The organism is Selenomonas sputigena (assembly GCF_026015965.1).
In the GTDB taxonomy this organism is placed as follows: domain Bacteria; phylum Bacillota; class Negativicutes; order Selenomonadales; family Selenomonadaceae; genus Selenomonas.
This window is the reverse complement of sequence record NZ_CP110383.1, coordinates 2,384,033-2,405,626: the sequence shown is the minus strand read 5'-3', so window position 1 is coordinate 2,405,626 and position 21,594 is coordinate 2,384,033. Positions and strand designations below refer to the sequence as shown.

The 21,594-nt window shown below is 57.1% G+C and carries 18 protein-coding genes and 3 CRISPR repeat arrays; of the genes, 7 read left to right on the top strand and 11 right to left on the bottom strand.

Going from position 1 to position 21,594, the window contains the following annotated elements; genetic code table 11:
* Positions 1-24: 24 nt before the first annotated feature.
* The 5 genes from prmC to pyk all read right to left on the bottom strand — a co-directional run bounded on the left by prmC (position 25) and on the right by pyk (position 4,883).
* On the bottom strand, positions 25-900 hold the full coding sequence (gene prmC / locus OL236_RS11505; RefSeq protein ID WP_009645342.1) for a peptide chain release factor N(5)-glutamine methyltransferase: 876 nt from the start codon (positions 898-900) through the stop codon (positions 25-27).
* A complete protein-coding gene (gene prfA, locus OL236_RS11500) occupies positions 900-1,967 on the bottom strand; it encodes a peptide chain release factor 1 (RefSeq protein WP_009645265.1) in 1,068 nt (355 codons plus the stop codon). Before prfA ends, prmC begins: the two co-directional genes overlap by 1 nt.
* Before the next feature lie 12 nt (positions 1,968-1,979).
* Positions 1,980-2,924, bottom strand: coding sequence for a DUF1385 domain-containing protein (locus tag OL236_RS11495; protein WP_198003312.1), 945 nt, complete (start codon positions 2,922-2,924; stop codon positions 1,980-1,982).
* Positions 2,925-3,053: 129 nt separating this feature from the next.
* Positions 3,054-3,254, bottom strand: coding sequence for a 50S ribosomal protein L31 (gene rpmE / locus OL236_RS11490; RefSeq protein WP_006193323.1), 201 nt, complete (start codon positions 3,252-3,254; stop codon positions 3,054-3,056).
* Between the two features lie 210 nt (positions 3,255-3,464).
* Positions 3,465-4,883: a pyruvate kinase gene (pyk, locus tag OL236_RS11485; protein ID WP_009645298.1), complete on the bottom strand. Its 1,419-nt coding sequence runs from the start codon at positions 4,881-4,883 to the stop codon at positions 3,465-3,467.
* Between the two features lie 376 nt (positions 4,884-5,259).
* Between pyk and OL236_RS11480 the strand changes: the two genes are divergently transcribed.
* Positions 5,260-5,796: a nitroreductase gene (locus tag OL236_RS11480; protein ID WP_009645395.1), complete on the top strand. Its 537-nt coding sequence runs from the start codon at positions 5,260-5,262 to the stop codon at positions 5,794-5,796.
* 90 nt (positions 5,797-5,886) lie between these two features.
* The gene (locus tag OL236_RS11475; RefSeq protein WP_009645301.1) at positions 5,887-7,368 is read left to right on the top strand and encodes an ArnT family glycosyltransferase; all 1,482 of its coding nucleotides are present in this window, start codon (positions 5,887-5,889) and stop codon (positions 7,366-7,368) included.
* Positions 7,369-7,500: 132 nt separating this feature from the next.
* Here the strand turns inward: OL236_RS11475 and deoC are convergent, their stop codons facing one another.
* The 6 genes from deoC to pflB all read right to left on the bottom strand — a co-directional run bounded on the left by deoC (position 7,501) and on the right by pflB (position 14,162).
* Entirely contained in the window at positions 7,501-8,145 is a 645-nt protein-coding gene (gene deoC / locus OL236_RS11470) for a deoxyribose-phosphate aldolase (RefSeq protein WP_265070720.1), read from the bottom strand.
* Positions 8,146-8,361: 216 nt separating this feature from the next.
* On the bottom strand, positions 8,362-8,913 hold the full coding sequence (locus OL236_RS11465) for a hypothetical protein (RefSeq protein ID WP_265070719.1): 552 nt from the start codon (positions 8,911-8,913) through the stop codon (positions 8,362-8,364).
* Between the two features lie 46 nt (positions 8,914-8,959).
* Complete coding sequence (locus OL236_RS11460; RefSeq protein ID WP_265070718.1) at positions 8,960-9,841, bottom strand: hypothetical protein; 882 nt, start codon at positions 9,839-9,841, stop codon at positions 8,960-8,962.
* A gap of 19 nt (positions 9,842-9,860) precedes the next feature.
* Positions 9,861-10,928, bottom strand: coding sequence for a hypothetical protein (locus OL236_RS11455; protein ID WP_265070717.1), 1,068 nt, complete (start codon positions 10,926-10,928; stop codon positions 9,861-9,863).
* A gap of 233 nt (positions 10,929-11,161) precedes the next feature.
* A complete protein-coding gene (gene pflA, locus OL236_RS11450) occupies positions 11,162-11,923 on the bottom strand; it encodes a pyruvate formate-lyase-activating protein (RefSeq protein WP_265070716.1) in 762 nt (253 codons plus the stop codon).
* Positions 11,910-14,162 (bottom strand): formate C-acetyltransferase, encoded by a 2,253-nt coding sequence (pflB, locus tag OL236_RS11445; RefSeq protein ID WP_265070715.1) that lies wholly within the window; start codon positions 14,160-14,162, stop codon positions 11,910-11,912. Before pflB ends, pflA begins: the two co-directional genes overlap by 14 nt.
* Before the next feature lie 304 nt (positions 14,163-14,466).
* On the opposite strand from pflB, the gene OL236_RS11440 reads away from it, so the two are divergent.
* The 5 genes from OL236_RS11440 (at position 14,467) to OL236_RS11420 (ending at position 20,675) form a co-directional block, all read left to right on the top strand.
* Entirely contained in the window at positions 14,467-14,850 is a 384-nt protein-coding gene (locus OL236_RS11440) for a VOC family protein (protein WP_009645312.1), read from the top strand.
* A gap of 334 nt (positions 14,851-15,184) precedes the next feature.
* On the top strand, positions 15,185-15,643 hold the full coding sequence (locus tag OL236_RS11435) for an Hsp20/alpha crystallin family protein (protein ID WP_265070714.1): 459 nt from the start codon (positions 15,185-15,187) through the stop codon (positions 15,641-15,643).
* A gap of 193 nt (positions 15,644-15,836) precedes the next feature.
* Positions 15,837-16,158: a CRISPR direct-repeat array (repeat unit 36 nt; unit sequence GTTTCAATACCGCAAGCGGTATGGATTGCATGCAAT).
* 476 nt (positions 16,159-16,634) lie between these two features.
* The gene (locus OL236_RS11430; protein ID WP_265070713.1) at positions 16,635-18,494 is read left to right on the top strand and encodes a TM1812 family CRISPR-associated protein; all 1,860 of its coding nucleotides are present in this window, start codon (positions 16,635-16,637) and stop codon (positions 18,492-18,494) included.
* A gap of 11 nt (positions 18,495-18,505) precedes the next feature.
* The gene (locus tag OL236_RS11425) at positions 18,506-18,868 is read left to right on the top strand and encodes a CRISPR-associated protein (RefSeq protein WP_265070712.1); all 363 of its coding nucleotides are present in this window, start codon (positions 18,506-18,508) and stop codon (positions 18,866-18,868) included.
* 227 nt (positions 18,869-19,095) lie between these two features.
* Positions 19,096-19,418: direct repeats of the CRISPR family, unit length 36 nt; unit sequence GTTTCAATACCGCAAGCGGTATGGATTGCATGCAAT.
* Positions 19,419-19,784: 366 nt separating this feature from the next.
* The gene (locus tag OL236_RS11420) at positions 19,785-20,675 is read left to right on the top strand and encodes an Rpn family recombination-promoting nuclease/putative transposase (protein ID WP_265070711.1); all 891 of its coding nucleotides are present in this window, start codon (positions 19,785-19,787) and stop codon (positions 20,673-20,675) included.
* A 189-nt stretch (positions 20,676-20,864) separates the two neighbouring features.
* A CRISPR array of direct repeats spans positions 20,865-21,264; the repeat unit is 36 nt; unit sequence GTTTCAATACCGCAAGCGGTATGGATTGCATGCAAT.
* Positions 21,265-21,594 lie beyond the last annotated feature (330 nt).

The window sequence follows — 21,594 nt, the reverse complement described above, 5'->3', positions numbered from 1 at the left end:
AAGCGCCGCTTGCGCGGCGCAGCCTCATTTTCTCCACAGCACGACGACGCGCTCGATGCCCGCGAGATCCGGCAAGATCTCGACATCGCCCCAAGGCTCTTTCGCCAAGGCGCGAATCTTCTGCGCCTGACCGATGCCCGCCTCCACGGCGAGGAAGCCACCCGCCAGCAAATGCTGCGGCGCCGCCTCGACAAGACGCGCGTAGAAGTCCATACCGTCCGCACCGCCCTTGAGCGCGGTCATCGGCTCATAGCTGCGCACTTCGGGCGCAAGGCGCTCGATGTCGGCGTCGGGGATGTAGGGCGGGTTCGAGAGGATCGCATCGTATGCCGCATGGGAAAGCGGCGCGAGAAGATCACCCTCATAAAAATGCACGCGCGCAGAGAGTCCCAGCCGCTCGGCGTTCTCTCTTGCGACGGCGAGCGCCGCGCCCGAGATGTCGACGGCATCCGCCGCGACGTCTTCCGAAGCGTACTTGAGCACCGAGAGCGCGATCGCGCCCGTCCCCGTGCCGATGTCAGCGAAACGCAGGGGCTTTCTCCCATTCTCTGCCAGCCGTCCCAATCTCTCGATGGCCGCTTCCACAAGGATCTCCGTATCGGGACGCGGAATCAGCGTCGCCCTCGACACGGCGAAATCCAGCCCCATGAACTCGCGCCTGCCCGTGATGTAGGCCGTCGGCACGCGCCGCGCACGCTCAGCGACCGCCTTGCGGAACGCCGCAAGCTCTTCCTTTTCCAGCGGCTCGTCAAAATGGACGTAGAGGTATATGCGCTCCTTTTTGAGCACATGCGAGAGAAGCACTTCGGCATCGAGGCGCGGCGTCTCGATGCCCTTTTCCGTGAAGTAGCCCTGTGTCCACGAGAGGATCGAGCCGATCGTCCAGACTTCGTGCGCCATCACTGGGCCTGCCTGAGCTTTTCCGCTTGATCCGCCGTGATCAGCGCGGCCAGAAGCTCATCCAAGTCCCCGTCGAGCACGGCCGCGAGCTTGTGCAGCGTCAGACCGATGCGGTGATCGGTCACGCGCCCCTGCGGGAAGTTGTAGGTGCGTATGCGCTCGCTGCGGTCGCCCGAGCCGACCTGACTCTTGCGGTCGGCGGCGACCGTCGCCGCCTGCTCCTCGCGCGCCGCCTCCAAGATGCGCGCACGCAGGACGCGCATGGCCTTTTCCTTGTTCTTGAGCTGCGACTTTTCGTCCTGGCACTGCACGACGATGCCCGTCGGCAGATGGGTGATGCGGATCGCCGTCTCCGTGCGGTTGACGTACTGGCCGCCCGCGCCCGAAGCGCAGTACGTATCGATGCGAAGGTCGGCGGGCGCGATCTCGACCTCAACTTCCTCGGCCTCAGGCAAAACCGCGACCGTCACGGCGGACGTGTGGATGCGCCCGCTCGACTCCGTGACGGGCACGCGCTGCACGCGGTGCGTGCCGCTCTCGTACTTCAAAAAGCTGTACGCGCCCGCGCCGTCGACGGAAAAGGAAATCTCCTTGAATCCGCCGATCTCCGTCGCGTTCTTGTCGATGACGTCGACGCGCCAGCCGCGCCGCTCGGCGTAGCGTGCGTACATGCGGAAGAGGTCGCCCGCGAAGAGCGCCGCTTCCTCGCCGCCTACGCCGCCCCGGATCTCGACGATGACGTTCTTCGCATCGTTCGGATCCTTGGGCAAAAGGAGGATCGGCAGCTCATGCTCCAGCGCCTCCAAGCGCGGGCGCAGTTCGGCGATCTCGTCCTCGGCGAGGCGGCGCATGTCCGCGTCGGGATTGTCGTCGAAGATCGCTTTCGCCTCAAGAAGCCCCTCGCGCACCTTCTTGTACTCGCGGTACTTCTCCACGACGGGAGCGAGCTGTGCGTGCTCGCGGCTCAGCTTTTGCCACTTCGGCATGTCGGCAAGCACCGCCGGATCGCTGATCAGCGACTCAAGCTCGCGATATTTTTCCTCTACGGCATGGAGCTTGTCCAGCACGTCGCATCTTCCTCACTTTCCCTCGCCCGCAGCAAAAGCAGCCGCAGGCGTTTCGTACACAGCCGTTTCCGAATCCGCCGTCTTGCGATAATCGGCGCTTCCCGCAGGAATCTTATCCTCGGGCAGCGCCGCCTTCAGCGACTCGATCGCAACTTCGAGCATCGAAGCGTCCGGCTCGCGCGTCGTCAGCCGCTGCAGCCAAAGTCCGGGCAGAGAGAGCGCGTGCACAAAAGTGTTCTTACTTCTGCCTGCCAGGCGGATCGCCTCGTAGGAGATCCCCGCGACGACGGGCAGCAGCACGATGCGGCTCACGATGCGCAGCCAGAGATCGGGCCAGCCAAGGAAGGCGAAAACGAAGATGGAGACGAGCATGACGATCAGGAGGAACGACGTGCCGCAGCGCGGATGGAAGCGCTCGAACTTCTGCGCGTTCTCCGCCGTCAGCGGAAGCCCCGCCTCGAAGCAGAAAATCGTCTTATGCTCCGCGCCGTGGTACTGGAATACGCGCTGAATGTCCTTCATGCGCGAGATGCCCCATATATAGGCGAGAAAGATGAAGAGGCGCAAGAAGCCCTCGGCGAGGTTCAAAAAGACGGGATCGTCCGACCACGCATGAAAGAGCTTCGCCGCTCCCGTCGGCAATGCGATGAAGAGCACGGCGGCGAGCACGAAGGCGACGGCAATCGTGCCCGCCAGCTCCTTGTCGGAGAGCTGCTCTTCCTCCTCGCCCGCCATCTTCGCCGACCACGAAAGTGAGCGGATGCCGATGACGAGGGACTCGACGAGCGCGACCGTGCCGCGCAGGAATGGCTTCTTAAAGACGGGGAAGCGGTCGGAGAAGGAGCGCACCTCCTTCGACTCGACGGAGATCCTGCCGTCGGGCGTGCGCACTGCCGTCGCCGAACGAGCGGGTCCGCGCATCATCACGCCCTCGATGACCGCCTGCCCGCCGACCATGAGTTTTTCGTCCAAAGAATTTCCTCCTCATATCCTGTTTCGCAGGCGAAACAGCAGCGGCTCGCCTGCGAAAAACTCTTTTGTATCACATAAAGAAGAGGCAGGGCATTTCTGCCCTGCCCCAGCACCTTACTGCTTGCCGTAGCGCTTGTTGAACTTCTCGATGCGTCCGCCGGCAGCGACATCGCGCTGACGACCCGTGAAGAACGGGTGGCACTTCGAGCAGACATCCACGCGCAGTTCCTTCTTCGTCGACCCGGTCTTGAACGTGTTGCCGCAGCCGCACGTCACCGTCGCCTCGAAGAATTCCGGATGAAGCCCTTCCTTCATTCCTATACACCTCACTTTTTCCCAGACGGGTAATGCATTCAAGCGAACTATGCGCTCGCTTGGTCCGACCTTCCCCCATCGCTGGGTCAAAGCCTTTTGCGGGCATACGCCCGCCGTTCCATCATTATAGCACAGCCTATCGTACGCCGCAAGCGAAAATCGCGAGAAACTTTCTCACGCGCAGGAGCGAAAGGCCGCTGTGGAACGCGGTTAAATCGTGTAGACGCGGATCGCGTTCGTATTGCCCTCTTCGGACTTGATGCCCGACGTGATGATCGTCAGATCGCCGCGCTCGACGCAGCCCTTTTCGACCGCCGCCGCCGTCGCGTTCGCGATCATCTCGCCCTCGTCAGGCCAGATGCCCGCCGCCTTGATGGGGTAGACGCCCCAGCGCAGATTGAGCTGGCGCATCGCCTTTGCATCGGGCGTGTAGGCGACGATGAGGGATTTCGGGCGGTAGTGCGAGATGATGCGCGCCGTATAGCCGCTGACCGTCGGCGTGATGATCGCGTCGGCGTCCAGCTCCATCGCCATCTGCACCGTCGCATGGGCGACCGCACGCGTGCGCGACTTGAGGTCTTCGAGACCCGTGCCCTGATACATCTTCTTATAATGCAGCGAGGACTCCGTGCGAAGCGCGATCGTCGCCATCGTCTGAACCGCTTCCGCCGGATAATCGCCGCTCGCCGTCTCGCCCGACAGCATGATGGCGTCCGTGCCGTCGAGGATCGCGTTCGCGACGTCCGAAGCCTCGGCGCGCGTCGGACGCGGATTCGTCGTCATCGATTCGAGCATCTGCGTCGCGACGATGACAGGCTTGCCCGCCTTGTTGCACTTCGCGATGATCTCCTTCTGAATCAGAGGCACATCCTCGGCCGGAATCTCGACACCGAGATCACCGCGCGCGACCATGATGCCGTCCGAGACCTCCAGGATCGAGTCGAAGTTCTTCACGCCCTCAAGGTTCTCGATCTTCGGGTAGATCTCCATCCTGCCGTTGTGCTCTTCGAGCAGCTTGCGGATCTCCTTCACGTCATCAGCGCGCTGGATGAACGACGCTGCGATGAAATCCATGTCCTGCTCGATGCCGAAGAGGATGTCATTCTTGTCCTGCTCCGAGATCGGCGGCAGCCCGAGGGGAACTCCCGGCGCCGCGACGCGCTTCCTCGTGCTCATCTTGCCCGAGTTCAAGATCGTCGTCACGATGTCCTTGCTCTGGATCTTCTCGACCTTCAGCTCGACGAGTCCGTCGGAAAGGAGCAGCTTGTCGCCGGGCTTGACCTCCGTGTAGAGCTTCTTGTGATTGACCGAGCACTTCGTCTCATCGCCCGGTGCGTCGTCGTACGTCAGCACGAACGGCTTTCCCGCTTCGAGCATGACCGAGCCGTCCTTGAATTCGCCGAGGCGCATCTCCGGCCCCTTCGTGTCGAGCAGCAGAGAGACGACGCGCCCCATCTTCTTCGCCGCCTCACGCACGCGGTTGATGCGCTTCAAATGCTCGTCATGCGTACCATGCGAAAAGTTGAAGCGCGCGACATTCATGCCGTTCTCAATGAGCTTCTCCACCATGCCCGGCGCATCCGTAGACGGCCCCTGCGTGCAAACGATCTTCGTCTTCTTGTTAAGCATACTTCATCCTCCATCCATGCATACAAGATATTTTCATGCTTTTATTGTACTACGAAATCTTACGTCCGACAAGCCCGATAGGGCGCAGGCGGATGTTAGATTTCGTTGTCCAGCTCTGCTGGGCTACGAATCCTTTTTCCCACGTCCGGCAAGCCCAAAGGGCGCAGGCGAATCTTAGAAATCGTTGTCCAGCTCTGCTGGGCTACGAATCCTTTTTCCCACGTCCGACAAGCCCTTTCCCTTAAAACTTCCCAAGAATTCCCTTTTCCACCCCCAATAGTCGCATAACATCGAAAACTATGTTATAATGACGCAAGAAAATCAAGACAATCATCCCAAAGAAGAATTATCATCCTGCAAGAAAAGAGGCACAACGATGAACGAAGTCATGGAAACGATCAAGAAGCGGCGCAGCGTGCGCGCTTTCCTGCCGACAATGCCACCCGCCGACATCGTGCGCGACATCGTCGAGGCGGGGCTGTATGCGCCGCGCAGCATGGGCAGCGAATCCGTGCGCACGATCGTCATCACGGACAAGGTCATGCGTGAAAAACTCGTTGAACTGAACTGTCAGATCGGCCATTGGAAGAAGGGCTTCGACCCCTTCTACGGTGCGCCTGTCATCCTGCTCGTCATCGCGGACAAAGACGATGTGAACTATTTGTGCAACGGCAGCATAGCCATCGCCACGATGATGCTCGCCGCCGAATCACTCGACATCCATACATGCTGGATTCACCGCGCCAAGGAAGAACTCGAACAGCCTCTCGGGCAGGAGATTCTCTCGCGCGCCGGCATATTCTTCCGCCCCGGCCAATACGTCGGCATCGGCCATCTCGCGCTCGGCTACGCCGCAGGCGACGTGTCCGATCCCGAGCCGCGCAACGAGAGCCGCATATCCTACATCAGTTAGGAATCGCAAACTAGACGGCCATCCCGGCACGATCCCCCAGCCTGCCGCAGGGAAAACATCCAAGACTCGCTGAATGGAGGAAATACGATCATGGTCAAACGTGAGAAGCAGGAATTCTTGCTCCTGCTCATCTTCGGGGCAATCATCTTGCTGGCAGCAAACGGCAGTCTCGCCGTCACCGATCCCGTCGAATCGAACTACGCGCTGACAGCGAAGGAGATGGTCGCCTCCGGCGACTACCTCTCACCGCGTATCTTCGGCAACTATTGGTACGACAAGCCCGCCTTCTTCTATTGGGAGATGATCGCCTCATGTCTCATCTTCGGCGTCAATGAGTTCGCGCTGCGCTTCCCGAGCGCCGTCATGGGGCTTTTGAGCCTCACGCTTCTCTACTTCTTTGCGCGCCGCCTCTACGGACATCGGACGGCCCTTCTTGCGGGCGGACTCTTCGCCAGCTCCGTCGGCTTCTGGTATGTCGGCAAGGCGATCATCACGGACATGACGCTCTTCTTCTTCATGAGTGCTACGCTCGTCTCGTTCTACCTCGGCTACGAATCAGGAAAACGTGTGCGCTACTACGCCGCCTTCTTCTTCGCAGGACTCGCTGTCCTCACGAAGGGGCCGATCGGCTTTTTGCTGCCGGGACTCCTGCTTGCCGTCTACCTCGTGCTCCGAAAGGATGCGAAGGAGCTTCTTCACCTTCACTGGGGCGGCGGCATGATTCTCTTCCTGCTCGTTGGAGGCAGTTGGTACTATGCCATGTACAGCCTGCACGGCGCAGTCTTCCTTGAGACGTTCTTCGGCACGCATAACTTCCTGCGCGCGACCGTCTCCGAACATCCTGGACAGAATGTTTGGTACTACTACATCCTCATCTTCCTCGCGAGTTTCTTCCCATGGTCCTTGCCGCTCGTCTGGTGTACGGCAAAAAAAATCTGGCAAGAGCGAGAAGCCGCCCTTCGCCGCGCCTTCGCGGAAAAGGACACACTCTTCCTGCTCGTCTGGGCGCTCGGCACGATTCTCGTCTATCAATGCATGGCAACGAAATATCCGACCTACACCTTCCCTTCGGTCTTCCCCATCGCCATCCTAGCGGCGCGCCTCCTCGGCGGTTTCGACAGGAAGCGCATGAGCATCTTCATCGTCGCCTTCGGGGTCTTCTATCTGACCCTCTTCGTCCTCGTCGCCGTTCCCATGTGCCGAGAGAGAGGCGGCGCACCCGCCGCTGCTCTCGTGCACGATCTTCCCGCGCACATACCCGTCATGAGCTACCGCGAGCACACATACAGCGTCGGCTGCACGTTCTATTCGGACAAGACCATATATCTGTTGAAGACACGTGAAGATGTCGAGCGAAACGCACCAAAGCCAGGCACGTGGACGGCGACGAACATCATGCCCTTTTACGCCATCGAGGATCTTTCAGCACTCAGCGAATTCTACGTCCTGTGCCCGAGAGAAACACCTGTGAAAGAGGAGTTTGCCGCTTACGCTGACATCGACGAACGTAAGTTCACACTATGCGGCAGCAACGAGAAGGACGAGCTTTGGCATATATCGAACGTGAAATAGGCGCAGCTCTATAGCGCTTCCTACGGAAAAAAACAGCCCTGCGGCTCGCACCGCAGGGCTGTTTTTTACTCTAGCGAAAGGCGGCAATGCATGCCTGCCTGACAACGGCAGACCTCTGCCTCGTCTCTTTTCTTATCCCTCGACGATCTTCACGCCGCTCGATGTGCCGAGCCGTGTCGCTCCGGCGGCAAGCATCGCTTCGGCGTCCGCTCGGGTTCGGACGCCGCCCGCCGCCTTAACACCCATCGCCTCTCCCACGCTCTCGCGCATGAGCTTCACATCGGCTGCCGTTGCGCCGCCTGCAGCAAATCCCGTCGACGTCTTGACAAAGTCCGCTCCTGCCTCCTTCGCCAAAAGGCATGCGCGGCGCTTCTCCTCGTCGGACAGGAGGCATGTCTCGATGATGACCTTCGTCAGTGCCTTTCCTCTCGCCGCTCGAACGACGTCCTCGATGTCCGCTTTCACATAAGCGTCGTCACCGTCCTTGAGCTTGCCGACCGCGATGACCATGTCGACCTCGTCCGCGCCGTCCGCGACCGCCTGCTTCGTCTCGAATGCCTTGACCGCGGACGGCGTCGCCCCCTGCGGAAAGCCGATGACCGTGCACGTCTTGATCCCGGTATCTCGAAGCGCTTCAGACACATACGATACCCAGATCGGACTCACGCAGACCGAAGCGAAATGATACGCCTTCGCCTCCTCGATGAGCTTCATCACATCCGCCCTTTGCGCATCCGTCTTAAGCAGTGTATGGTCAATATACTTTGCCAACTCCATAAGCTTTCCTCCCTATACAAAATCTCCCATATTCAGAGTGTACCATGAAGCCCCGAGAAGTCAAGCCGAAGGCGCAGGCTGATCGGCTAGGCTTCTGTAAGGGCGGCGCACAATGTCCACAAAGTGGACGTTTGTGCGTGTAGCTTACCATGAAACCCCAAGAGGTCAAGCCAAAAGGCGCAGACCGATTGGTTTTGTATAAAGGAATACCCTATCTCATGTCCACTTCTCGTGCAGCCAGATCGAACGGATGCCGGGGCTGTACTCCCGGCAGATGTAGAAGGCGAGCACGGCGTCTGCGCCGTCGTAGAAATAGCCGCAGACGGGCGGTGCGGTATGCCCGCATTCGGGCTTGGGGATATAGCCGTAGACAGCTTCCAAGTCCTCAATCGTGCTGTCCAGATGGATGCCGCTCGGCGTCTCGATCATCTTAGCCTCATCGGACGGCCTTTGGCTGTACTTGTTCACGTCGTTCACGCCGAGATGCACGCTGATGACGCGGCAGGCGTCACCTTCATCGCGGTACTGCACGACGAGGGAATCGCCGTAGTCACAAGCGAAGATGTGGACGGTCGTGCCACCCCACTCCGTCACGCCGTCCGCGATGTGATCGCCTTCGCCGTAGAATGCCTCGACCTCCTCCATCGTATCGCCGAGCCGAATGCCGCCGAGCTCCATCTCCTCGTCCGCGAGCCCTGCTGCACCGCCTGCGGCGGGAATAAGGAGGAATGCGAGGAGCAGCGTAAAAAAGAATGCTCTGATTTTCATAGAGAAGATCCTTTCTTATTGTCGGAGATCGGCTCGATGCCGCCGATTACTTTGCCACGTCCTTGACGTATGCGGGCGAGATCGAATCCTCTGCTGCAAATCCGAAAGCCGCTGTCAGCTGCCATGCGGAGAAGGCGAAGACGACGAGCGCGAGGACGGCGAAGACGATGGCGAGGATCTGCTTCATACCGCGCTTTTCTGGTGCGCTCTTCTGCCTGAGGATGAAGCAGAGGACGGCGAGCGCGAGGGAGACGATGGCGACTGCGGCGGTCAGCATGATGTGCGGCTTGTTCCACAGACGGAATTCCGCTTGTATGTGCTTGTCGCCGCCTGCGGTGAGCGTCGGGGCGAGATCCCAGCGCAGTGTCTTTCCGCCGTCTTCCGTGCGGTCCGCATTGTGCTTTTCGGGTGCTTCAGGAAGCGTCAGGCAGAACTCGTAATGGATCTGATCGAGGAAGCCCTTCATCATGGCGGCAGCCGCAGGATCGTCGCCATTGGCATCATTTCCTGTTTCACTAGGGCCTGCGTAGAGATCGAGTGCGTAGGCGTCGTAGAACCACGTCTTCTTTTGCTGGATGCCCGCCGCCTTGCCGTCACGGCGCGTGAAGAGGTCGCCGCCCTTTTCGGCGAGCGTCTTCATGTCGGGGTATTCCGAAGTGATTTCGAAACCCGTCTTGTCGCCTTCGCTGATTTCTTTGACGACAGCGGCAGAGTCTTTCTTCTTCATCTCATTCGTCGCTTCGATGATCGCCTCCTTGAGGAAATCCGTGCCGAGAAGCCGCGTCTTCAAGGCGGCGGAGCCGTCGGCGCGGATCGTGAGGTTCGCTTCGCCCTTGAAGCATCCTGTCATGAAGACTGTAATGAGCAGGAGGCAGAGGACGGACACGAGCGTCCGCGCTCTTTCCCAAGCGAATTTTTTTGCTGACATGGAAGCGCCCCCTTCGTTATCAGAGGTCGATGCGGTAGATGTTCGCGTCCGTCTTGTGATCGATGAAGTAGATGTGGTTCTCATCGTCGACTGCGGCGCCGGCAGGCTCAATGTTCTTGCCGTTGATCTTCAGCTCGACGTCGCCGACATACTTGCCGTCCTTTTTGTTGAAGACACGCAGGAAGCCTCTATCGTAGAACACGACGTAGTCCTTCGTCGCGATGGATTGGCGCTCGGAAATCTTGCGCTTTTCCGCCGAATCGGGGATGCCTTCGTTACACTCGAAGGTGCGGATCTTCTTGCCGTCCGGGCCGTACATGTGCAGAGGCTCGGTCCACTTTCCGCTGTCCCCACCATGCGTGGCGAGCGTCGTGATGTAGAAGCCGTCTTTATCTGCGCAGGCGAGGAACGAATTTTTTTCTGCACTTGCATCCTTGGCATCTTGGAGTTTGGCAAACTCATCTTTCGGGAGCACGGACTTCATGTCTTTCGTGCCGTCCTTGGAGATCGTGCCGGCCATGATGCCGCTGCGTGATACAAAAGTGCCGCTCGTATAGGCGGTCTTCTCGCCGAAAATGGCGCGTATGACGGCCGCGTCCTTATTGCTAAAGTTCGATACGGCGTTGCCGTCATAGACGCCGATGTTGTCGTCCTTCTTGGTTATGAAATAGATGTTTGTGCCATCTGAAGTGATCGGCTCATTTTCTACATTGCCGAGATCTTCCACCGAGGTGATGGCGCCATTCTCGAGGTTCATTTTCTGCAGATGGAATTCCTTGCTTGCGGCGACGAAACTGATGCCGTATATGGCGTCCTTCGTCACGGCGAGGTTGGAATGAAAGCCTTGAAGCTTCTCGGGGAGCGCCGCACCCTTGTACTCGTAGAGCGGCACGTCCTTGTCGCCAAGCTTGAGCTGGGCAACGACTTCCTTCGGCGCGTCAGGGCCGAGGCTCTTGCTGCCGAGCATGCCGCCGCCCGAGCCATCGGAGCCGCCCGAGCCGCCCGAACCGCCGCAGCCCGTGAGGAGTGCGCCGCAGAGAAGCGCGGCGCTTGCTGCCGTGAGGAGTTTCTTCCATGATACTTTCATGTTATTTTTCCCCTTTCTCTGTTGAATCTTTACGAATCCTAGTCCTTTTATATCCTTTCTACAAGGATAGCATAAAACCCTTTCGTGTAATCTGCGGTACATGGCAAACCGGTAAAATATAGATAAAAATATGAAGAGAGAATAATATGAATAATTAAAAAATCAAATTGTAAGATTCGCTGTAAGCAAAACTCCCTGCCACAGCAGCGAAAAGCTGCTGCGGCAGGGAGCGCCTATTTCCTTCGCCAGCCTTGATAGTCGGCGGTGCCGAGGATTTCCTCGGCGCGTCGGATGTCATCGGTACGCGGCTCGCGCGTCTCGGGCAGCGGGTAGGGAATATGAAGTTTTTCATACTTCGCTCGCGCCATGGCATGATAGGGCAGAACCTCGAAGCGCTTGACGTTTCCGAGGCTTCGGACGAAGCGTGCGAGGCAGTTGAGTGAAAGCGCATCGTCCGTAAGGCCGGGCACGAGGACGTGGCGCAGCCATACGGGCTTTTTTTCTTCGGCCAGATAACGTGCGAAGTCGAGGATGTTCTCGTTGCGTCTGCCCGTGAGCGCTTCATGCTTCTCGGGATCGATGTGCTTGATGTCGAGCAGCACGAGGTCGCTTGCGGCGACGGCGCGAAGGACGGCGTCGTCCGTGCGCGAAAACGGTTCGCCCGCCGTGTCAAGGCAGGTGGAGACGCCCGCCTCTTTTGCGAGGCGGAAAAGTCCCGCGACGAAGTCCGCCTGCACGAGCGGCTCGCCGCCCGAGACGGTGATGCCGCCGCCGCCCTTCCAATAGGGACGAAAGCGCAGCGCGGCGGCGAGCACGGCTTCGGCGCTCTTCTCCTCCGCCCCCGCAGCGCCCCATGTCTCGGGGTTGTGGCAGTAGAGGCAGCGCAGGCGGCAGCCCGCAAGAAAGACGATGTAGCGAAGGCCGGGGCCGTCGACCGAACCAAAGCTCTCGACGGAGCGGATGCGGCCGAACGGCACGCCGTCACATGGCCTCATGGAAGGTGCGTGCGATGACGTCCATCTGCTGCTCGCGCGTGAGGCTGATGAACTTCACGGCGTAGCCCGAGACGCGGATCGTGAAGTTCTGATATTCTTCCTTCTCGGGGTAGTCGACGGCATCGAGCAGTTTCGCGCGGTCGAAGACGTTGACGTTGAGGTGGTGCGCTCCCTGCGTGAAGTAGCCGTCGAGCACGCGCACGAGCTGATCGATGCGCTCCTCTTCCGTGTGTCCGAGCGATTCGGGCGTCATGCTCTGCGTGTTGGAGATGCCGTCGAGCGCCCACTCGTAGGGTAGCTTCGTGACGGAGTTCAAGGAGGCGAGCAGCCCCGACTTTTCCGCACCGTAGCTCGGATTTGCGCCGGGCGCGAGCGGTGTCCATGCCTTCCTTCCGTCGGGCATGGCGCCCGTATACTTGCCGTAGACGACGTTCGAGGTGATCGTGAGGATCGAGGTCGTCGGCTCGGAGTTGCGGTAGGTGTGGCGGGCACGAACCTTCTCGATGAAGGTTTTGAGGAGCCAGCGCGCGATGTCGTCGGCGCGGTCGTCGTCGTTGCCGTAGCGCGGGAAGTCGCCCTCGACCTCGTAATCGACGACGTAGCCGCGCTCGCTGTAGACGGGACGCACGCGCGCATACTTGATGGCGGCGAGCGAATCGACGACGTGCGAGAAGCCTGCGATGCCCGTCGCGAAGGTGCGGCGCACGTCGGTGTCGATGAGCGCCATTTCCGCCGCTTCGTAATAATATTTGTCGTGCATGTACTGGATGAGGTTCAGCGCGTTCACATAGACGGAGGCGAGCCATTCCATCATGCGGCTGAACTTCGCCAGCACATCGTCGTAGTCAAGCACGTCCGCGCGCACGGGCGCGAAAGCCGGCGCGATCTGCTCGCCCGTCTTCTCGTCGATACCGCCGTTGATGGCGTAGAGCAGGCACTTCGCGAGGTTGGCGCGCGCGCCGAAGAACTGCATTTCCTTGCCCGTCTGCGTGGCGGAGACGCAGCAGCAGATCGAATAGTCGTCGCCCCACGCGGGCTTCATCACGTCGTCGTTCTCGTACTGGATGGAACTCGTGTCGATGGAGATCTTCGCCGCATAGCGCTTGAACGATTCAGGCAGAGCCTCGGAGTAGAGCACCGTGAGGTTCGGCTCGGGCGCAGGCCCCATGTTTTCAAGCGTGTGCAGGAAGCGGAAATCGTTCTTCGTGACCATGGAGCGCCCGTCCATGCCGATGCCTGCGACTTCAAGGGTCGCCCAGACGGGATCGCCCGAGAACAGCTCGTTGTAGCTCGTGATGCGCGCGAACTTCACCATGCGGAACTTCATGACGAGGTGATCGATCAGCTCCTGCGCTTCAGCTTCCGTGAGCCTGCCTTCCTTCATGTCGCGCTCGATGTAGATGTCGAGGAAGGTCGAGATGCGCCCGACGCTCATCGCCGCGCCGTTCTGCGTCTTGATGGCGGCGAGGTAGCCGAAGTAGAGCCACTGTACGGCCTCCTGTGCCGTCCGCGCAGGACGCGAGATGTCAAAGCCGTAGATTGCCGCCATCTCCTTCATGCCGCCGAGCGCACGGATCTGCTCAGCCACTTCCTCGCGCAGGCGGATGACGTCGTCGGACATGACGCCGTCCGAACCGATTTCCGCATGGTCGGCCTTCTTCGCCTCGATGAGGCGATCGATGCCGTAGAGCGCGACGCGGCGATAGTCGCCGACGATGCGCCCGCGGCCATAGGTGTCGGGCAGGCCCGTAATGATGTGGCTGTGGCGCGCGCGGCGAATCTCCGGCGTGTAGGCGTCGAAGACTGCCTGATTGTGCGTCTTGTGGTACTTCGTGAAGATTTCGTGCAGGCGCTCGCTCGGCTCGTAGCCGTAGTTCCTGCACGACTCTTCCGCCATCTTGATGCCGCCGTAGGGCATGAAGGCACGCTTCAACGGCTTGTCCGTCTGCAGGCCGACGATTCGTTCCAGATCTTTGAGCGATTCGTCGATATATCCCGCGCCGTGCGAGGTCAGTCCCGAGACGATGTCCGTGTCCATGTCGAGCACGCCGCCCTTCCGGCGCTCGGCACGCTGCAGCTCCTGCAGCTTCTGCCAGAGGCGGTTTGTCGCCTCCGTCGGCGCGGCGAGGAAATCTTCTGCGCCGTCATAGGGCGTGTAGTTCCTCTGCACGAAGTCGCGAACATTGATCTCCTCCTGCCAAAGTCCGCCGTTGAATCCCTGCCACTCTGCCTTGGTCATTGGAAAACCTCCCGTCTGCGCTGCCCGCTTTCCTGCGGCAGCCGCATGTCCGTGTTACATCCTACATTTTAAGCATACTATAACGGGAATTTTCTCGCAAATACATTTTATACACAGTTGCATAAATTATGCTTATGCCTCTGGATACAAAAGAGCTTCATGGGACTCTCGGAGATACAGGATATTAGTGGACTTTCCAAGACTGAATCATTATGGCAAATGCAGGATGATAGATATTCCATTTGTCAGAAACCTATGGTAGAATAAATATGAATAATCTATCTGCTCGAAAGGAGAGTCTCGAATGACCATCAAGCACATCGACCACATCGTCATCACGACGCAGGATCTCGCACAATGCCTTGCCTTCTACGAAGGCGTGCTCGGCATGGAGCATCGCGAAAGGGACGGCCGCCATGCGCTGCATTTCGGCAATGCGAAGTTCAACATCCATGTGCAAAAGGGCGAGTTCCAACCTGCCGCAAAGCATCCGACCTGCGGCAGTCTTGACCTCTGTCTGATTGCTGACGGATCGATCGAGGACATCCAGCGCGAGTTTGAGGCGAAGGGCGCCCCCATCGAACTCGGCATCGTCGAGCGCACGGGAGCGCGGGGGCGCATCGACAGCATCTATCTGCGCGACCCCGACGGCAATCTCGTGGAAGTCAGCGTGTATCCACAAGGATGAGCGGCAAAAAAATTAAACTTTTTCTTTTTGACCTATTGACTTTTTGACTTTTATGTATATAATAAGAATCAGAAGGTGAGCAAACTTTCAGGACATATGTTCAGCCGTGAAGCAGAGCGGCAGGACTTGCTTCCACCGCCGCTTCTGACAACGGTGTCATCAAGGAGGCACGCTGTACATATGTCCTCACGCCTTACAGAAGCCTAGCCGATCGGTCTGCGCCTTCGGCTTGACCTCTCGGGGCTTCATGGTAAAGAACACCTTCGGTAATGCAAACAATGAACGACGGCATAGAGAGCCGTGCCGCCGCATGAATTTCAAGGAGTTGATTGTTATGTTTGGACTGGTACCTTTTGCCGGACGTCATGATCTCGCGGAGCGCAGCAGCGCGAATCCGTTCGCACTCTTCGACGCGATGCGCGATTCTTTCTTCCGCGACGGCTTTCCCGCCGCGAATTGGGGCGCTGCCGCCTTCAAGGTGGACGTCAAGGAGATGGACGATCATTACGAACTGACTGCCGATCTGCCAGGCATGAAGAAGGAAGACGTCGCTCTGCACTATGAAAACGGCTATCTGACCGTTGCCGCCTCGCACGACGAGTCGAAGGACGAGAAGGATGAGGCGGGCAATTACATCCGCCGTGAGCGTCACACGGGCGAGGTCAGCCGCTCGTTCTACATCGACGGCATCGACGAAGCGAATATCCACGCGGAGTTCAAGGACGGTGTACTGCAGGTGAAGCTGCCAAAAACAGCGGGCGAGCCTCAACGCAAGCAGATTGAGATCCACTGACGCGGAGATCTGATTCGGTTAGTGGCTGAACGTATGTCCTGAAGGTTTAGCGTAAGGGGCTGTTGCATGAGTCGAATTCGACTCATGCAACAGCCCTCTTTTTTTACACCCGCCTCCTCCCTTTTGCTAGGGCGGAGGCTTTTTTATGCATGAAAAAAGCTGCCGCACATGATTTATGTGCGACAGCCCCTTTGTGTTAACACCGCAAGCGGTATGGATTGCATGCAATTTACTTGACCTCCACCCTCGTTAAAGAGGCGTGCAAGGTTTCAATACCGCAAGCGGTATGGATTGCATGCAATTTGAGTCGTATATCGGCCACGCCGATACGGCGGCGTTTCAATACCGCAAGCGGTATGGATTGCATGCAATTTGTTTATTCTTATTTTGAAAAGGAGAAGTGATCATGTTTCAATACCGCAAGCGGTATGGATTGCATGCAATAAACCACTCCTTTCATTATAAAAAACATCTTTTATGTTTCAATACCGCAAGCGGTATGGATTGCATGCAATACCGTCCCTCACAGCCCTTGGGACAGCTGAACCCAGAAGCGGGTTTTCTAAACGGATCGCTCTTTTGGACAAATCGCCGCAACCTCGCGGGATTTTTTTGTCGCCAAAATCGGCTGAAAACGTCCGCAAACCCTGTGATACCAAGGAAACTTTTGTCCACGGGAAAAATCTAAAACTCATGGCATTTTCCCCAAAATCTCTTCCTTCACTGTAACAAAGTATAGCATAGAAATATGTCCGCTGTCAACCGTGTACATGAGGGCGGTGAGAGTGCTTCGATGCGCAGGATGATGCAGCCGAAGCCACCAGCACTCCTTGTCCGGATGGCACGGCTTATAGTATAATATGAAAAAGTGAGCCGTTCTATGAGGAAAGCGCAGCATGCATACGGGGACTCTCTTTTTCGCGACATCTTCAACAACGCAGACAGACTGCTGGAAATACATTTGCGAGTGGCTTTTTGGGGGAAGGATTCTATGACGAAAAATGTTCATGTGATGGTGGCTTTCGTGAGTCAGTTGGCGAATAATCCGACGAACGTCGAATATCGGAGCGTCGATGGGAAGGAGATATTTTCGTGCATGCAGACGAACGAAGCCGCCGTTTGTCAGCTGCAGTCTCTGCTGCGGGCGGAAGGCGGCTTGGCGAAAATCATTCTGATCGAGACAGATCAAGCGCGCGAGAAGGTGACGCGGAATTCGGCAGATTGGCTGGCACTGATGGAGAAATACGGTTCTGAGTCGATGTCCGCCGTCGAGCTTTTGAAGGCGCAGAGCGCGAGGAAGTACCCGGAGCTCGCGCAGGTGTTCGAGGACAGCGAATATTCGAAAATGGGCATCGAGGATTCGATGCGCAGCATTGCGGGCATCGCGGAGCGTGTTCGCGCCTTTGCCGAACGCGTGCACGAAAAAGAGCCTGAGGCAGAGCTCGTCCTTCATGCCGATATGACGGGCGGCTTTCGCTATGCGGCGATGATGCTGCTCGTCGTCATGCAGTTGTCGAAGTACATGGGCATCCGCATGGGGCATGTCGTATATTCGGATCTTGTTCGGGGCGGGGAGAGCCGCGTTCATCTGACGGATGATATTCGCCGCATGTTCGACCTCGTCGCGGGTGCGGACGAGTTCCAGAAGTACGGCAGTGTACAGGCTCTGGAGGAGTATTTCAGCCGCAGTCCGCGTCACAGCGAGGATTTTTCCACGCTCTTTGCCGCCATGCGGCGCTTTTCCGACGCCATACGCATCTGCCGCACGAGCGTCATCGAAGACGAGATGACCGATCTCGCCGAGAAGATTCGCGCCTTTCGCCAGTCGAAGCCCGCTTCCATCGAAGAGGAGATGTTCTCGCACATCCTCGGCGTCATCGAGGGAGAATACGGCTCTGTCATCAAGAATGCGTCGGGCGAGAAATCGGATCGTCGCCTCGACATCATCGCGTGGTGCGTGCAGAAGAAATTCCTGCAGCAAGCAATGACACTTTGCACGGAGTGGATTCCGGCGATCTTGGTGGAGAAGAAAATCTGCTATACGGAGGATGAAGAGGTCATCGAGCAATGCCAAGAGCGCGGCGATTCCGGCGCGGGAATGCGGAGCTGGCAGCAGGAGTTCATCAATTCGTATGGCCAGGTGACGGAAAGCAAAGAAGTGAAATCGCCGACGACGTCTGTTCCAGAAGGAGATTTCCATAACGCTTCCTTCAAGGAAATGACGAACCTCCTTCGCACGATACTGAGCAGCGGAGTTCGCACAAGAGTCGAGGACTTGCCGCCGGAAATGAAACGAGGCGTGCAAAGTTTTTTTGCCGCTTACGATGAAATCGCCTCCAAATGGCGGAACTATGATTTGCGACAGATAGATTTCCGCACGCGCAATGCCATCATCGACCGTACCATCGCCATTTTGCATCCATCGCCGAAGAAGAAGTTTTTTCATGAAGAGATTTTGCGGCGCTTGGCAGGCAGCTCGAATGAGGATATTTTCACCGCGCTGGGCATAGACGGCAAGAAATGTGGAGAGGCGTGCGCCAGAAAAAATCCAACCTCCAGAAAGAGACGCACCGCGAAGAAGCAACAATCTCCCGAAGAGAAATGGCTGCGCCGGGAAGCTTGCTACCGCAGGATGCTATCGGGCCACGGGAAACTTTTGATGTATACGCAGAAGGCGACGGAGGAAGCCGTCGATTTTTTGCGCGGTTTCTATTTCATCCGCCAAGGTCGCAACGATACGAACCACGCTGCCGAAAATGCGCCTACGGCTCGCAGAAATCAAGGTGCGTCGGAAAACGACCGGCTGGAAGAAGAGATCGCCGCCTACATCGAAAGGCTTAGAAACGCATAGGAGGAAGCTGCATGTTCATCAACCATACGAACCATGCCTCGGCGAAGTGGCCGACGGCGCAGAAAGAGGCGGCGCGCACTTGGGGCGAGATCGAGGATCTGCCGTTTCCCGACATCGGGGCGGATTGGGACGAGGAGCGCGTCGCGAAAGTCGCTGCGGAGAATGCCGCGAAGATCTTGGCGGAGAAGCCTTGCGCCGTATTGTGTCAGGGCGAGTTCACCTACGTCTACCATCTCGTGAACCTCCTGCGTGCGGCGGGCGTAACTGTCCTTGCGGCAACGAGCCGCAGGGAGGCGATCGAGGAGCAGGCGGAAGACGGTTCGGCACGCAAGATCAGCCGCTTCGTCTTCACGCGGTTTCGCGAGTATCGGTGAGCGTCCGGACGAGTCTTTGCCGCGAGGCCGGCCATGAGGAACGTCATGGAGGAAGAAGGATACAGCAAGCCCGGCGGGCACAGGATCTAAGGACGCCTTTCGAGGAAGCGCTGCCGCTGCTCGAAAGACACATACACTGCTAGGAAAACTGCATACATATACCGGCCCTGCGGCTCTGCCGCAGGGCTTATTTTCATCCTCTTAGGGATTCTGCACGAATCTGTCCTTTTTCAATACCGCAAGCGGTATGGATTGCATGCAATGGCCGCGCTTTAGTCGGCAGGGCGGCTTTGTCAAGTTTCAATACCGCAAGCGGTATGGATTGCATGCAATAACCATCGTTAAAGAGGCGTGCAAACGCGATGATGTGTTTCAATACCGCAAGCGGTATGGATTGCATGCAATTGAATACCATCTCCATGGTCAATCATAACAGATTTTGTTTCAATACCGCAAGCGGTATGGATTGCATGCAATCTGATGCTTCCATTGTTGCAAAAGCGGGATTATAAGCGTTTCAATACCGCAAGCGGTATGGATTGCATGCAATACCGTCCCTCACAGCCCTTGGGACAGCTAAACCCAGAAGCGGGTTTTCTAAACGGATCGCTCTTTTTGGCAAATCGCCGCAACCTCGCGGGATTTTTTTGTCGCCAAAATCGGCTGAAAACGTCCGCAACCCCTGTAATATCAAGGAAACTTTTGTCCACGGGGAAAATCTAAAACTCATGGCACTTTCCCCGAAATTCGTTCCTTCACTGTAACAAAGTATAGCATGGAAATATGTCCGCTGTCAACCGTGTACATGAGGGCGTCGAGAGCGCTTCGATGCGCAGGATGATACAGCCGAAACCACCAACACTCCTTGTCCGGATGGCGCGGCTTATAGTATAATATGATAAAGGGGGGCAGTTCGATGAGGAAACCGCAGCGTGCATACCGGGATTCTCTTTTTCGCGACATCTTCAACAACGCAGACAGACTGCCAGAAATCTATGAGGCGCTTCTTGGCATTAAAACGACAGCCAGCGATATAACGCTCGCCACGATCAATGAAACGCTTTTCTCAGGCATCAAGAATGACGTAGGTTTTATCGTCGGCAATCAGCATGTTCTCCTGACCGAGCATCAAAGCACGATCAATGCGAACATGCCATTGAGAATGCTCATGTATCTGGCAGAAATCTATCGTCGCTATGTGGATGCCGATGCGGTCTATCGGAAAAGATTGATCCCCTTGCCTGCACCGAAGTTTTATGTATTCTACAACGGTGAGGTGGAAATGCCAGATCTATGGACGCTGCACCTGTCAGATGCTTTTGATGACTACAGGGGAGACATAGATCTTGCAGTCAAAGTCCTCAATATCAATGACAAGCCGAATCGTCCGATCCTGGAAAAAAGCCATGCGCTCAAAAGCTACAGCGTTTTCGTCGCCAAGGTGAGAGAAAGGCTCAAGAGCGGAAGTGCGCTTGAAACTGCTATAAGCGAGTCTGTGCGATACTGTATCGCACATAATTATCTGGAGGATTATTTTCGTCAGAAGCAGGAGGAGGTCTTCGATATGTTGAATTTTGCTTGGAATCAGGAACGCGCCTTAGAGATTCGCGCTGAAGAGGCGAGAGCGGATGGAAGGCAGGAAGGACGACAGGAAGGACGGCAGGAAGGACGACAGGAAGGCTTGACCACCTCCATCCGCAACGTGATGCACAGCATGAATTTTTCCGTAGAAAAGGCGATGGATGTGCTGCAAATTCCGGCTGACGAGCGTGCGAAGTATGCGGCTCTGGTTAGCCAACGTGTTTGACAAAGCAAACTTCAAGCTGATCTACCAGATACTCACGCTTTCAGACAAGTATCTCGACCACGAAGACCCCGACTGGCTGAAGTGGGCTGCACCCCAAAATACGGACAGTGACCCATAACAAAAGAAGCCCTGCGGCTCTGCCGCAGGGCTTCTTTTCATCCTCTTAGGGATTCTGCACGAATCTGTCCTTTTTCAATACCGCAAGCGGTATGGATTGCATGCAATAATGGCTATCTGGAAATGGAGGGGAACTATTCCCTTCGGTTTCAATACCGCAAGCGGTATGGATTGCATGCAATACGATTGAGTTTGAAGGCTTCGAAGGCCATCCCGTGACGGTGTTTCAATACCGCAAGCGGTATGGATTGCATGCAATCAGGACATTATACGCTCTCCCAAACAGAATTCGTGTTTCAATACCGCAAGCGGTATGGATTGCATGCAATGGATGATCTCGTTGATGTTAGAGAGGACATCGATGAGTTTCAATACCGCAAGCGGTATGGATTGCATGCAATTTGGCAGATTGTGGTTGATAAGGACGGAAAATGGAGTTTCAATACCGCAAGCGGTATGGATTGCATGCAATACCGTCCCTCACAGCCCTTGGGACAGCTGAACCCAGAAGCGGGTTTTCTAAACGGATCGCTCTTTTTGGCAAATCGCCGCAACCCCGCGGGATTTTTTTGTCGCCAAAATCGGCTGAAAACGTCCGCAACCCCTGTAATATCAAGGAAACTTTTGTCCACGGGAAAAATCTAAAACTCATGGCATTTTCCCCAAAATCTCTTCCTTCACTGTAACAAAGTATAGCATGGAAACGCATTGCTGTCAACCATGTGCGTGACAGCGTGCGCGGAAGGCACGCCCCCCAGCAAAACAGCCCTGCGGCACAAGCCGCAGGGCTGTTTTCTCCCAT